Origin of the sequence: Serratia sp. NPDC078593, assembly GCF_050268245.1 — a bacterium.
Lineage (GTDB): Bacteria > Pseudomonadota > Gammaproteobacteria > Enterobacterales > Enterobacteriaceae > JBNNGK01.
In genome coordinates this window covers 13,038-27,013 of the sequence record NZ_JBNNGK010000027.1, presented here as the reverse complement: position 1 = coordinate 27,013, position 13,976 = coordinate 13,038, and the positions used below count along the sequence as shown (strand labels likewise).

The 13,976-nt window shown below is 50.0% G+C and carries 12 protein-coding genes and 1 other annotated feature; of the genes, 6 read left to right on the top strand and 6 right to left on the bottom strand.

Going from position 1 to position 13,976, the window contains the following annotated elements; translation table 11 throughout:
* Positions 1-243 precede the first annotated feature (243 nt).
* The 3 genes from clpB to rluD all read right to left on the bottom strand — a co-directional run bounded on the left by clpB (position 244) and on the right by rluD (position 4,659).
* On the bottom strand, positions 244-2,817 hold the full coding sequence (gene clpB / locus ACQKDS_RS19160) for an ATP-dependent chaperone ClpB (RefSeq protein ID WP_399673689.1): 2,574 nt from the start codon (positions 2,815-2,817) through the stop codon (positions 244-246).
* A 133-nt stretch (positions 2,818-2,950) separates the two neighbouring features.
* On the bottom strand, positions 2,951-3,682 hold the full coding sequence (gene yfiH, locus ACQKDS_RS19155; RefSeq protein WP_399673687.1) for a purine nucleoside phosphorylase YfiH: 732 nt from the start codon (positions 3,680-3,682) through the stop codon (positions 2,951-2,953).
* Positions 3,682-4,659 carry a 23S rRNA pseudouridine(1911/1915/1917) synthase RluD gene (gene rluD / locus ACQKDS_RS19150; protein ID WP_399673685.1) on the bottom strand — a complete coding sequence of 326 codons (978 nt, stop codon included), beginning with the start codon at positions 4,657-4,659 and terminating at the stop codon, positions 3,682-3,684. The genes yfiH and rluD overlap by 1 nt, the downstream gene beginning before the upstream one ends.
* 131 nt (positions 4,660-4,790) lie before the next feature.
* Between rluD and bamD the strand changes: the two genes are divergently transcribed.
* The 4 genes from bamD (at position 4,791) to pheA (ending at position 7,619) form a co-directional block, all read left to right on the top strand.
* A complete protein-coding gene (bamD, locus tag ACQKDS_RS19145) occupies positions 4,791-5,522 on the top strand; it encodes an outer membrane protein assembly factor BamD (protein ID WP_399673684.1) in 732 nt (243 codons plus the stop codon).
* Positions 5,523-5,837: 315 nt separating this feature from the next.
* Positions 5,838-6,179, top strand: coding sequence for a ribosome-associated translation inhibitor RaiA (gene raiA / locus ACQKDS_RS19140; protein ID WP_399673682.1), 342 nt, complete (start codon positions 5,838-5,840; stop codon positions 6,177-6,179).
* 123 nt (positions 6,180-6,302) lie between these two features.
* Positions 6,303-6,429: a sequence feature (Phe leader region), on the top strand.
* Complete coding sequence (gene pheL / locus ACQKDS_RS19135) at positions 6,304-6,351, top strand: pheA operon leader peptide PheL (RefSeq protein WP_193764799.1); 48 nt, start codon at positions 6,304-6,306, stop codon at positions 6,349-6,351. Its footprint overlaps the feature before it by 48 nt.
* Positions 6,430-6,461: 32 nt before the next feature.
* Positions 6,462-7,619, top strand: coding sequence for a bifunctional chorismate mutase/prephenate dehydratase (gene pheA, locus ACQKDS_RS19130; protein WP_399673680.1), 1,158 nt, complete (start codon positions 6,462-6,464; stop codon positions 7,617-7,619).
* A gap of 54 nt (positions 7,620-7,673) precedes the next feature.
* On the opposite strand, the gene tyrA is transcribed toward pheA, so the two are convergent.
* Both tyrA and ACQKDS_RS19120 read right to left on the bottom strand, forming a co-directional pair.
* Entirely contained in the window at positions 7,674-8,795 is a 1,122-nt protein-coding gene (gene tyrA, locus ACQKDS_RS19125; protein ID WP_399673678.1) for a bifunctional chorismate mutase/prephenate dehydrogenase, read from the bottom strand.
* A 6-nt stretch (positions 8,796-8,801) separates the two neighbouring features.
* Positions 8,802-9,875 carry a 3-deoxy-7-phosphoheptulonate synthase gene (locus ACQKDS_RS19120; RefSeq protein ID WP_399673676.1) on the bottom strand — a complete coding sequence of 358 codons (1,074 nt, stop codon included), beginning with the start codon at positions 9,873-9,875 and terminating at the stop codon, positions 8,802-8,804.
* A gap of 476 nt (positions 9,876-10,351) precedes the next feature.
* On the opposite strand from ACQKDS_RS19120, the gene ACQKDS_RS19115 reads away from it, so the two are divergent.
* A complete protein-coding gene (locus ACQKDS_RS19115) occupies positions 10,352-11,695 on the top strand; it encodes an anaerobic C4-dicarboxylate transporter (RefSeq protein WP_399673674.1) in 1,344 nt (447 codons plus the stop codon).
* A gap of 243 nt (positions 11,696-11,938) precedes the next feature.
* Positions 11,939-12,703 carry a YdiY family protein gene (locus ACQKDS_RS19110; RefSeq protein WP_399673672.1) on the top strand — a complete coding sequence of 255 codons (765 nt, stop codon included), beginning with the start codon at positions 11,939-11,941 and terminating at the stop codon, positions 12,701-12,703.
* Between the two features lie 177 nt (positions 12,704-12,880).
* Here the strand turns inward: ACQKDS_RS19110 and ACQKDS_RS19105 are convergent, their stop codons facing one another.
* A complete protein-coding gene (locus ACQKDS_RS19105; protein WP_399673670.1) occupies positions 12,881-13,780 on the bottom strand; it encodes a phage repressor protein CI in 900 nt (299 codons plus the stop codon).
* Between the last annotated feature and the right edge of the window lie 196 nt (positions 13,781-13,976).

Below are 13,976 nucleotides of genomic sequence, written 5' to 3'. Positions count from 1 at the left end.
TTGTGAAGTGAATCACTTGCGCCGTGTCGATGGAGGCGCATTATAGGGAGTTCTCAGTAAGCCGCAACCCCTAATTTCAAAAAACTTTTCAACCGTTCAATAAACAACCTAAAAGAGTATTTTAGGATATTTATTAGGCTTTGAGCGCCTACTTTTAGGCCGCCACTGCCACTCAAGCCAGAAAAACACCAAAAGAAAAGGGAGCAATGTTCCGCTCCCTTAATAACTGCGCCAGTAAAAACGTTACTGCTTAGCGACAATATGCTCGTTTTCTACATCTAACGTCACCGGTTTGCCAGGAACTAACGCACCAGACAAGATTTGTTGCGCCAGCGGGTTTTCGATCTCTTGTTGAATTGCACGTTTCAATGGACGCGCACCATACACAGGGTCGTAACCCGTTTTTCCTAATAGTGCCAGCGCAGCTTCGGTAATGGTTACTTCATACCCTCTATCTTCCAAACGTTGGTATAAACGCTCCAACTGAATTTTAGCGATCTCAGCAATATGCTGCTGACCCAGAGGATGGAAGACCACCACCTCATCTATACGGTTGATGAACTCGGGGCGGAAGTGATGACTCACCATTTCCATGACCGATTCTTTCATCTGCGCATAGCTCACTTGACCAAAATGTTCTTGGATCAGATCAGAACCCAAGTTAGAAGTCATAATTACCACAGTATTACGGAAATCGACGGTACGCCCTTGGCCGTCTGTCAGACGTCCGTCATCCAATACCTGCAATAGAATGTTGAACACGTCTGGGTGCGCTTTCTCAACCTCATCCAGCAAAATGACGGAATATGGTCTGCGGCGCACCGCCTCGGTCAGATAGCCGCCCTCTTCATAACCGACATAACCAGGAGGGGCGCCTACCAGCCGCGACACCGAATGTTTCTCCATAAACTCGGACATATCGATGCGCACCATCGCATCATCGCTGTCGAACAGGAATGAAGCCAGCGCCTTACACAACTCCGTTTTCCCTACCCCTGTCGGACCCAAGAACAGGAATGAACCGATTGGACGATTTGGGTCTGACAGACCAGCACGGCTCCGACGGATAGCGTTGGACACGGCAGTCACCGCTTCATCTTGACCAATGACGCGCGAATGGAGCTCTTGTTCTAAACGCAACAGTTTGTCACGTTCACCTTCCAGCATTCTGGCTACCGGAATACCGGTAGCTTTCGCCAGCACTTCAGCAATTTCCGCATCCGTCACGCGATTGCGTAACAGCTTCATGGTTTTGCCTTCAGACTGGGTTGCCGCAGCAAGTTGCTTTTCAAGATCCGGTATTTTGCCGTATTGCAGCTCAGACATACGCCCCAAGTCGCCAACGCGCCGTGCTTGTTCCAACGTGATTTTTGCCTGTTCCAGTTCGGCTTTAATATTCTGTGTCCCCGAAAGAGAAGCCTTTTCGGCTTTCCACTCTTCTTCCAGTTCCGAATATTCACGCTCTTTCTGCTCAAGTTCACTACTCAGCATGTCCAAGCGTTTCTTACTGGCATCGTCAGACTCTTTGTTCAGCGCCTGTTGCTCCAGCTTTAACTGAATGATGCGACGTTCGAGACGATCCAATGATTCAGGTTTCGAATCCATCTGCATACGAATGCTGGAAGCCGCCTCATCAATCAGATCGATAGCCTTATCCGGTAATTGGCGGTCGGAAACATAACGGTGCGATAATGTTGCCGCAGCGACGATCGCCGGATCGGTAATCTGCACGTGGTGGTGCAATTCATAACGTTCTTTCAAACCTCGCAGAATCGCGATGGTGTCTTCAACACTCGGTTCGGCAACAAATACTTTCTGGAAACGGCGCTCAAGTGCCGCATCTTTTTCTATATATTGACGATACTCATCAAGCGTGGTCGCGCCAACGCAGTGCAACTCACCTCGTGCCAGCGCGGGTTTCAACATATTACCCGCGTCCATAGCACCATCAGCCTTACCGGCACCGACCATGGTATGCAGTTCATCGATAAACAAGATAACGCTGCCTTCTTGCTTGGCGAGATCGCTCAATACACCTTTCAGGCGCTCTTCAAATTCACCGCGATACTTAGCCCCCGCAATCAACGCCCCCATGTCGAGTGACAGCACACGTTTATGTTTGAGGCCTTCTGGGACTTCGCCGTTGATAATCCGCTGAGCCAGCCCTTCAACGATCGCGGTTTTACCCACTCCGGGTTCACCGATTAGCACTGGATTGTTTTTAGTGCGACGTTGCAGTACCTGAATGGTGCGACGGATCTCTTCATCACGACCGATGACCGGATCAAGTTTGCCTTGCTCCGCGCGTTCGGTAAGATCGATGGTATATTTCTTCAATGCCTGACGCTGATCCTCAGCACCTTGATCTTCCACGCTGTCCCCTCCCCGCATTTGCTCAATGGCTTTACTGATTTTATCGGTTGATGCACCGGCTGCTTTGAGTAGGTCAGTCAATGTGCCGCGATCTTCCAACACTGCCAGCACAAACAATTCGGAAGAAATGAATTTGTCGGCACGCTTTTGTGCTAGCTTGTCGCACAGGTTCAGTACACGCACCAATTCATGCGACGGTTGTACATCCCCACCGGTACCTTCAACTTGCGGCAGACGAGATAGAGCCTGTTCGATGTCGGTACGCACGCGCCCGGCATCGAGACCGGCAGAAGTTAACAAAGGACGAACCGAGCCCCCTTCCTGATTAAGCAGAGCGCTCATCAGATGTAACGGTTCAATAAACTGGTTGTCGTGCCCCAGGGCTAAAGATTGGGCATCGGCGAGGGCAAGCTGGAACTTATTGGTAAGACGATCCAGACGCATAACACCTCCAATATAGGACAAAATTGCTACTGGAGATTAGATGAGGTCATCCCTCAAATTTTCAAGGTTATTTCGCCACTATATTATTACGAGTACAACGTCATACATCAGTGGATCGTCTTAATTCAATAGGTTATATCAGCCAGATTAAACTTGCCAGTCGTCCGGTTATTCCATCGCGGCGATAAGAGAAGAAATGACTGGCCTCGCTAACGGTGCAGCGATCACCACCATAAATGGCGTTAATTCCAACTGCGTGCAAACGCTGGCGTGCTAATAAATAGATATCGGCGAGATATTTATCGCCACAGGGCGTAAACGCCATGTTCGCAGCAGTATCAACCGCCATAAAAGCCTCACGGACTTCAGCACCGACCTCAAATTGATGTGGCCCAATCGCCGGGCCAAGCCACACGCTGATCTGATCCGGTTCAGCAGCAAACTCCGACACCGTTTTCTCTAATACGCCATCACACAACCCGCGCCAACCCGCATGAGCCGCAGCAACTTCATTACCTGCCAGCGAGCTGAACAAGACCGGCAAACAATCTGCGGTCATCACCGCACACACCTGCCCCGGTTGATTGCTATAAACCGCATCCGCGCAGAGGTCTGTCGGCACTTTTCCTTCCAGTCTCAACACCCGCGTTCCGTGCACTTGCGTCAACCAATACGGCATTTGCGGCAGGCCAGCGCTGGCCACCAGCGATTCACGATTACGCTGTACCGTTGCGGCGTCATCACCGACGTGAGTGCCAAGGTTAAGCGATTCGTAGGGTGCCTGGCTAAACCCACCGTGGCGCGTGGTGCTACATGCAGCCACGCCCGGTGGCAATAGCCAGCTTGGGTGAATAAGCGAATTCATTACCAGTTCATCTGATCTTTAAATTCTTCGGTATCTGCCTTTAACGCGTTGATCAAATCGACCATATCCTGCGGCAACGGCGCATGCCATTCCATTTGGATACCGCTGATTGGATGGTACAAGCGCAGCATCGTTGCGTGCAGCGCCTGTCGATCAAAACCGCGTAACGTGGTGATGAAGGCATCTGACGCGCCTTTCGGCGGACGAGGGCGACCACCGTAGAGCGGATCGCCCACCAGCGGATGGCTAATATGCGACATATGCACACGGATTTGGTGGGTACGGCCGGTTTCCAAGCGTAAGCGCAAACGCGTATGGGCACGGAAATGCTCCATGATGCGATAATGCGTCACCGCAGGCTTACCCATCGGATGCACCGCCATGTGAGTACGCTTAGTCGAGTGACGCGCAATGGGCTCTTCCACCGAGCCGCCAGCAGTCATCGTCCCGATCGCCACCGCTTCATATTCACGAGTAATCTCACGCGCTTGTAACGCTTCCACTAAACGGGTTTGCGCCGGTACCGTCTTGGCAACGACCATCAACCCCGTCGTATCTTTATCCAGACGGTGAACAATACCCGCCCGCGGAACGTCAATAATTTCAGGGTAATAATGCAGCAAGGCATTGAGCACTGTGCCATCTGGATTACCTGCGCCCGGGTGAACCACCAAATCGCGCGGCTTGTTGATCACCAAAATATCGCTATCTTCGTAGACGATATCCAGCGGGATATCCTGCGGCTCCCAACGCGCTTCTTCTTCAATCTGCGCATCGATAGCAACCGTCTCTCCCCCCAGCACCTTCTCTTTCGGTTTATTTATCGTTTTGCCATTGACCTGCACCCGTTCTTCCAGAATCCATTCTTTTATGCGAGATCGTGAATAATCAGGGAACAATTCGGCCAAAGCCTGATCTAAACGTTGTCCGAGTTGAGATTCGGCCACCGTTGCGGTGAGTTGTACTTGTTGTGCCATATGCAGCTTCTTCGTTAACGTTGGGTTTTCACGGCGATGCCGTTTAATATAATGTGCTATTGTAACTGGTCTTTGTCGGGAGCTTAACGGACAGTCTCCCGGAATAACACCCTGAGGATAATCAAAACGTCATGACGCGTATGAAATATCTGGTGGCGGCAGCCACGTTGAGCCTGGCGCTGGCAGGTTGCTCCAGTTCCAAGGATGCGGTTCCCGACAACCCTCCTTCGGAAATCTATGCTAACGCCCAGCAAAAACTGCAGGACGGTAACTTCAAGGGCGCGATTACGCAACTCGAAGCGTTAGACAACCGCTATCCTTTCGGGCCGTACTCCCAGCAGGTGCAGCTGGATCTGATTTACGCTTACTATAAATCGGCCGATCTGCCACTGGCGCAGGCATCTATCGATCGCTTTATGCGCCTGAACCCGACGCACCCGAACATCGATTACGTGATGTACATGCGCGGTTTGACGGATATGGCGTTAGATGACAGTGCGTTGCAGGGCTTCTTCGGGGTCGATCGTTCAGACCGCGATCCACAGCATGCTCGCACTGCGTTTCGCGATTTTAGCCAACTGATTCAGCAGTTTCCAAGCAGCCAGTATACGCCAGATGCACAAAAGCGCTTGGTGTACCTGAAGGACCGTCTGTCCAAGTATGAGCTTTCAGTGGCGGAATACTACACTAAACGCGGTGCTTACGTCGCGGTTGTTAATCGTGTTGAACAAATGATGCGTGAATACCCGGATACCAAAGCAACGCGCGATGCGTTACCCCTGATGGAAAATGCTTACAAGCAGCTGCAATTGAACAGCCAGGCGGATAAAGTGGCGAAAATTATCGCTGCCAATCCAACCTAACCCGCTGTATCACTCGGCAGATAAACAAAACGGCAGCCACGGCTGCCGTTTTCATTGGTGGCGCACGGAAAGCTGGCTGGAACAATACACAAGAAAAAACACGGTGTTAACAAACAATCCTCACCGGTTAACCTATCGATAATGCGCGTTCTGTCCACAAGACTCAAGTGCTAGTTAGCGTATTCAGATTCTGAATCACAGATTGAACTAACTTTGCAAAAAGTGACAAAAAAAGGTGATTTTCATCACCCATTGGTGCAAAAAGCGGGGTATGCTGGAGACATCCAAGACGGAAAGACAAGAGAGGTTAATTATATGACACTCAACATTACCAGCAAACAAATGGATATCACCCCCGCCATCCGTAATCATGTCGAAGACCGTCTCACTAAATTGGAAAAGTGGCAGGCGCAACTGATTAACCCACATATCGTTTTATCCAAAGAACCCAAAGGGTTTGTTGCCGACGCCACCATTACGACGCCAAATGGCCCGCTCGTTGCCAGCGCCAAACACGAAGATATGTATACCGCTATCAACGATCTGATCGCCAAGCTGGAACGCCAGCTCAACAAGGTGCAGCACAAAGGTGAAGCACGCCGCTCTCATGCCAGCGTGAAAGATATTGTTCCAGAAGTTGAGCCAGAACAAGAGTAATGATTTGACGACGTTTTCACCTCCAACGCGCCATCTGGCGCGTTTTTTGTTTTGCTTTTTTATTGACACAATCAAAAGCCTGCGGTTACTTTAAAACCTGACCTATGAGTGAGATAAGTTACCAATGCAACGTAAACCGTTTTTCTTCGCATTCTTTTTTACCTTCCCCTGATAGGGAGGCGTTTCGTCGTGTGATAAAGAATGCGAAGACGAACAGTAAAGCCTCCTGAAATCAGGGGGCTTTTTTTATGATTATTAGAAAAATACAAGGCAAAGCTGATTATGACTGATAACCCGTTACTCGAGCTGCGTGAGCGCATTAGCGCGTTGGATATGAAACTGTTGGCTTTGCTAGCAGAACGCCGCGAACTGGCGCTGGAGGTGGGCAAAACTAAATTACATTCCCATCGGCCCATTCGTGATAAAGAACGTGAGCGCGATTTACTGGATTCACTCATTACCGCCGCGAAACCATACGGCTTGGACGGGTTCTACGTCACTCGTCTGTTCCAGCTTATCATCGAAGATTCCGTACTCACCCAGCAGGCGCTGCTACAGCATCAACTTAATCAGACCAGTCAACACTCTGCACGCATTGCCTTCCTCGGCCCTAAAGGCTCGTATTCTCATCTCGCTGCCCGTCAGTACGCCGCGCGCCATTTCGATCAATTAATCGAACATGGCTGCCAGAAGTTTCAAGACATCTTCACCCAAGTTGAAACCGGTCAAGCCGATTACGCGGTGTTACCCATTGAGAATACCAGTTCAGGCTCCATTAACGACGTCTATGACTTGCTGCAACATACCAGCTTGTCGATCGTCGGCGAGCTGACCAATCCCATTGACCATTGCGTACTCACTGCCGGGGAAACTGACCTTAGCAAAATTGAAACGGTTTATAGCCATCCACAACCCTTTCAACAATGCAGTCAATTTATCAGCCGCTATCCGCAGTGGAAAATCGAATACTGTGAGAGCACCGCAGCAGCAATGGAAAAGGTCGCCAAACTTAAGTCCCCGAACGCCGCGGCACTGGGTAGCGAAGCGGGTGGTGCCTTGTATGGCCTGCAAGTGCTGGAACACAATCTGGCAAACCAGCAACAGAACATCACGCGCTTCATTGTATTAGCGCGCAAAGCCATCGACGTTTCCGCACAAGTTCCCGCGAAAACCACCTTCATTATGGCGACCGGCCAACAGTCCGGGGCGTTGGTCGAAGCACTGCTGGTACTACGTGATAACGGAATTATCATGACTAAGCTGGAATCTCGCCCGATCAATGGCAATCCGTGGGAAGAAATGTTTTATATCGATGTACAGGCGAATATTCGCGCCGAGTCGATGCAAAAAGCGTTGCAAAATCTGACGCCAATTACCCGTTCACTGAAAGTGCTGGGCTGCTACCCTAGCGAAAACGTGGTGCCGGTTGATCCTTCCTAAACCACGTAAAAAAGGTCTGGCAACTGCCAGACCTCAAATGACGCGGTAATTCATTTACTGACGGCTATCATTAGCCTGACGCAACAGCGAACGGCTTTCGACCAAGAACCGCTGGGCATAATCACCAAACCACTGCTCTACTTTTTGGAAGCTGTTGATAAATTGCTGTTTATCACCATGCTCCAGCAATTTAATCGCCTCGCCAAAGCGCGTGTAGTAGCGTTTGATCAGTTGAATATTTTCTTGTGAAGACATAATGATGTCCGCGTACAGCTGCGGATCTTGTGCAAACAGCCGCCCCACCATCGCCAATTCCAAGCGGTAAATCGGTGAGGACAACGCTAAAAGCTGCTCCAACTGAACATTCTCTTCAGCCAGATGCAAACCATAAGCAAAGGTAGCAAAATGGCGCAGCGCTTGAATGAAAGCCATGTTCTGATCGTGCTCTACCGCGCTAATACGATGTAGACGGGCCCCCCACACTTGCAGTTGATCCAGTAGCCATTGATAGGCCTGCGGCTCGCGCCCATCGCAATACACCACCACCTGCTTGGCTACGCTGCCAACATCAGGACCAAACATCGGATGTAGTCCTAACACGGGTCCACGGTGCACCGCCAACATGGCTTGCAATGGACGATCTTTCACCGACGCTAAATCCACCAGAATACAGTCATCAGGCAACGGTGGCAGACGCTGGATTACCTGCTCAGTGACATGAATTGGCACACTGACAATCACCATACCCGCATCGGCCAGCAAGCCCTCAGCCTGGGGCCAATCCTGCCTATCCAACACCTTCACCTGATAACCAGACAGGGTTAGCAAGCGATTGAACAACCGCCCCATTTGACCTTCGCCGCCGATAATGACAATCGGCCGCAATTGAGGCTGCAGAGTCTTAAAGCCTTTATCGTTCTCGCTGGTATACGACTCACGCATTACACGCCGCAACACATCCTCGATCAGATCGGGCGGAACACCAAGCGATTCGGCTTCGGCACGACGCGAGGCCAGCATGGCCGCCTCGCGCTCTGGTACATAAACCGGTAACCCGTGGCGGCTTTTAACCTCACCTACTTCCGCCACCAGATGCAGACGTTTTGCCAACAAATCCAGCAGCGCTTTATCTACTTCATCGATTTGATCGCGCAACGCGGTCAGTTCAGCCACCATAAATCACTACTCTCCAGTACGTGCCATCAATGCTGCGCCCAGTTCTCGATGCATATGTCGCAACAGCGTCTCGGTGCTCTCCCAATTGATACACGCGTCAGTAACAGATACGCCGTAACGCATATCAACACGTGGCTGCTCGGAAGATTGGCTGCCTTCATTCAGATGGCTTTCCAGCATGATGCCGGTAATCGAACGGTTACCCGCTTTGATCTGCTCAACCACAGATTCGGCTACCACAGGTTGACGGCGGTAATCTTTGTTTGAATTGCCATGGCTGCAATCTATCATCAAGGAAGGATGGAGTCCCGCGTCCCGCATCTGTTTTTCACAAGCGGCGACGTCTTCCGTACTGTAATTTGGCGTCTTGCCGCCGCGCAGGATGACATGACCATCAGGGTTGCCCTGGGTTTGTAACAGGCACACTTGCCCAGCTTGATTGATACCAACAAAACGGTGTGGCATGGCAGCAGCACGCATCGCGTTAATTGCCGTACCGAGACTGCCATCAGTACCATTTTTAAAGCCTACCGGCATCGACAGGCCAGACGCCATCTCACGGTGAGTTTGTGATTCGGTCGTTCGCGCGCCAATCGCCGACCAGCTGAAGAGATCGCCAAGGTATTGCGGGCTGTTCGGATCCAAGGCCTCGGTTGCTAACGGCAATCCCATCCCTACCAGATCCAGCAGCAAGCGACGCGCCATATGCAAACCCGCTTCCACATCAAACGAGCCGTCCATGTACGGGTCATTAATTAAACCTTTCCAGCCGACGGTCGTTCTGGGTTTTTCAAAATAGACACGCATAACGATATATAGCTGATCGCTCAATTCAGCCGACAGGTTTTTCAAATGGCGCGCGTAATCTAACGCAGCATCAGGATCGTGAATCGAACAGGGGCCGCATACTACCAGCAGACGATGATCGCGCCCCTGAAGAATATCCGCGATCGTTTTACGTGCCGCTGCGATTTCACTTTCGTCATTAGCGCTAAGAGGAAACTGGTTTTTTAGTTCCTCCGGCGTGATCAAGATCTGTTCTGCACTGATATGTACGTTATTGAGCGCGTCTTTTTGCATGATGTTATTTCCCGTCGTTTACCGTTATGCGTGAGCGTGGATCAGTCAACATTGCACGTTACTGGCTCTACCTTATCATGCAATGTAAACATTTCAATCCAAATAACGTAAATAAAAAATTACTATAATTACAATGCGCCGTATCAATCACAATAAAATAAATTTAATTGATTGATTTATATAAGATAAATAAAACAATTAATAATAAAACCCACCTATGATATCTGTACACTTCGATGTGAGATCAACGATTAATCGTAAACTTTAAATTACACAAAAAGTCACACCCACGTCTTTACTCTGTCACACCATCACTCAAATTAATCATCTCCATGAATAAACATTGCGCAATCTCATAGTCCTTCCCAAGCAATTAAATAATGATGGCGATCATCGACTCACACCTCTTTAGGGTTAGATAACCGGTAAGTCAGGCCAGTGAGCCACATTATTCTTTCTTTCACAAAGGGACACCCATGATCACTCTGCAATTCGCAATTATTATTCTTTGCCTGCTGGTTGGCACTCGCTATGGCGGTATGGGGTTGGGATTAATCAGCGGTATCGGTTTATTCTTGCTGTGTTTTGTGTTCGGTCTGGAGCCAGGGAGACCCCCAGTTGACGTCATGCTCACCATCCTCGCCGTCATTGGCTGTGCGTCAGTACTGCAAACTGCGGGCGGATTGAATGTGATGATGCAATATGCCGAGAGGCTACTGCGCCGCCATCCACAACACATTACCCTGTTAGCCCCGTTCACCACATGGACACTGACCTTCCTGTGCGGTACCGGTCATGTGGTTTACACCATGTTCCCAATCATTTCTGACATCGCCATCAAAAAAGGTATCCGCCCGGAGCGCCCAATGGCCGTAGCCTCAGTGGCATCGCAAATGGCCATTACCGCTTCCCCGGTATCCGTCGCTGTGGTGTCCCTAGTTTCGATTATTGCCGCCGGGCATGGCATTGGTAAGGCCTATACCTTGCTGGAAATATTGGCGATTTCTATCCCCTCCTCATTAGTCGGCGTGTTAATGGCCGCGCTGTGGAGCCTGCGCCGCGGCAAAGATTTGGATAAAGATCCAGAGTTCCAAGCACGCATTAGCGATCCCGAACAACGCGCTTTCATCTATGGCAGCACGGAAACACTGCTGAATCAGCGCTTTTCCAAGCAAGCCTATTGGTCGACACTGATTTTCTTTGCGGCAATTGTCGTCGTGGTACTACTGGGTGCATTTGCCGATTTGCGCCCCTCTTTTGCCGTCAAAGGCGTACTGAAACCACTGTCAATGAATCTGGTGATTCAGATGATGATGTTGATTGCCGGCGCCATCATGCTAATGAGTTGTAAGGTGAAACCTAGCGATATCGCTAATGGCGCGGTATTCAAGGCTGGAATGGTGGCAATTTTCTCGGTATTTGGTGTCGCATGGATGAGTGATACCTTCTTCCAAGCACACTTAGGGGATTTGAAACTGCTGCTAGAAGACGTAGTAAAAAGCCAACCATGGACCTATGCCATCGTATTATTCTTGGTATCAAAGCTGGTAAATAGCCAGGCAGCAGCACTGGCCGCGATTGCCCCTATGGGGCTACAACTGGGCGTCGATCCCAAAATGCTACTGGCTTTCTTCCCAGCGGCGTACGGTTACTTCGTATTACCAACCTACCCCAGTGATTTGGCTTGCATTGGGTTCGATCGCTCAGGAACGACACGCATTGGTAAATTCATCATCAACCACAGCTTTATTATTCCCGGATTTATCGGCGTATTGTGCTCATGTATCACAGGCTATCTGTTGGTGACCACTTTCATGTAATGCTTTACCTTGGCGACAACGTAAAACCGTTGCCGCCAAGCGACATTTAACATCAAAAACCCGTTAAACAGCAAGGGCTCTTGGTATTTTCTCTCACAAAAACCGGCATGATCAGCATAAAAAAATAGAATAACGCAGTGTTAAAAATTAAAAACTTATGCTAATCGGCGCTATTTTGGTCGCCAAGACGAATCGATATAATGCGACCGCCATCACCTAACACATTAACCAACTGGGTCCAAAATGCTCTTTGCACGCGCTCAACGCGCTATCCCGCTATACATTAGCTGTTTGATCACCTTCACCAGTTTTTCATCCTTTGCCAACAATACGCTGTTTACCGCGATGGACGATCCGACCACCGCGAAAAAACCGTTTGAGGGGAACATTCAAGCTGGTTATAACGCACAATCTGGTAATTCAGAAAGCTCGACTCTGCTGGCCAGTACATCCCTGACCTGGTTCAACACCGTCAGTGCCTACAGTCTGTGGGGCTCCGCCAATAACACCACGTCTTCGAACGTGCGTTCATCAGAAAAATACCAAGTCGGCGGCCGTACCCGTTACAACATGACCGATCGTAACTATCTGTTTGGGCAGGCAAGCTGGCTGAACGATCGCTACGCTGGTTATGATTCCCGCTCAACGTTGACCGGCGGTTACGGTCGTCAGATCTTCAATGGCCCGGTTCACGACCTGCGCGTCGAACTCGGCCCTGGCGTACGTCATGATGAATATCGCCATGGCGGGCGTACCACCAAAGCGCTGGCTTATGGTGCCGCTAACTACACGTATCAATTAACGGATAACGCCAAACTCTCGGAGGGCTTCTCCGCGTTAGCAAACGACGATCTTACATTGAATTCGGAAACTGCATTGAATGTGGCGATCAACGATAAATTTTCGTTGCGACTAGCCTATACCGTAACCTACAACAGTGAGCCGCCAGCTTCTGCACCGAAAAAAACAGACACCACAACCTCAGTCACACTGGTTTACGGCCTTTAATCGATGCTGTAATGCTTAGCCCACTAACCCGTGGGCTCAGACTGCAAACAAAGCCCGTTATTAGGGAAAGCGTGGCGGTGGGGTCATAGTGGCGTAAGCCACCGGAGCGCCCCTCGCTACGCTAGGCCCGGGTATCTCGAGCCATCAGACGACTTTGCCATCAAGCTCAGAGCTTTTTTATGCCTGTTGCGTCAGTGTCAACCAAACCATGCCCAACGCTTTCAATGCATCCGTTGAACATTGAAAATCGGTGCTTCCGCCGCTGACTTGAACCTGATTTCCGGGCAAGCGCGCGATGTCGTAAATATCCAGGTTACCGTCAATGTCTATCAACCAACGTCCATTCGCAATATGCGTGACGGATAAATCCACCAGCCACGCGATACGGCCGCCATCAACGTAAGCGGGTTGAACCACATTCGCTGGAATCAACGCCGGATCGGCCAACCATTTACCGCCATCGATCAATTTACCGGCAATTAACTGATATTTAGGCAATGCACGTACCGTACCCGGAACAACCATCGTCGCCGAAGCGGCGCCCTGCATTTCCCCTTGCCCAGTTGCTAGCCACTGAAGAGAAACACCGGTATCTAAGGCGCAGGTCACAACGATATCGCCAGGAAAATAGTTACGCCGCACCCAAGTACTCATGGTGCCAGATGAAATCCCCAACAGATCACCTAACTCTTTTTGCAGGCTAAAACCATAAGCCTCCAGAATGCGACGAAGCACATTTTTGCCGCCAGAAGCCAATACACGCTCATATAAAGCTTTGCCATGCACCGCCGGTAATGGCTTGAACGCTGGTTTCGCTTTTGCAAGCTCCCCCGTCATGAGCCAAGCGAGATCTGCCCCAGTAGCCAACGCGCAACTGATAATGACATATCCTGGTACGCTCCCTCGTTGCTGCCAGCTACTGATATTATTCGGCGCTATCCCAAGGATTTCACTCAATTCTTTTTGTGTAGTAACACCATAAGCAGAAAGAATTCTTTCAATCACCGCACCAACGGCAGCATTGTCATTCATTATGTCTTCGCGCATACATTCCCCGGCCACAATCAAAACTTTCATTTACAAGTCGCATTTTGCGATCTAAAGTACGCGACATTCGCTGTTAAAGCACAGCACTGCATCAAATGTCACTTATGACTAAATGATGCGTTATGATTGCCGAAAATGCAAACACTAAGCCACGCTAATAGCGAGTTAGCCGCGTCAAATAGCACGCAATATAATCTTACCTGACTCATAAAACTTCGCCACGTCC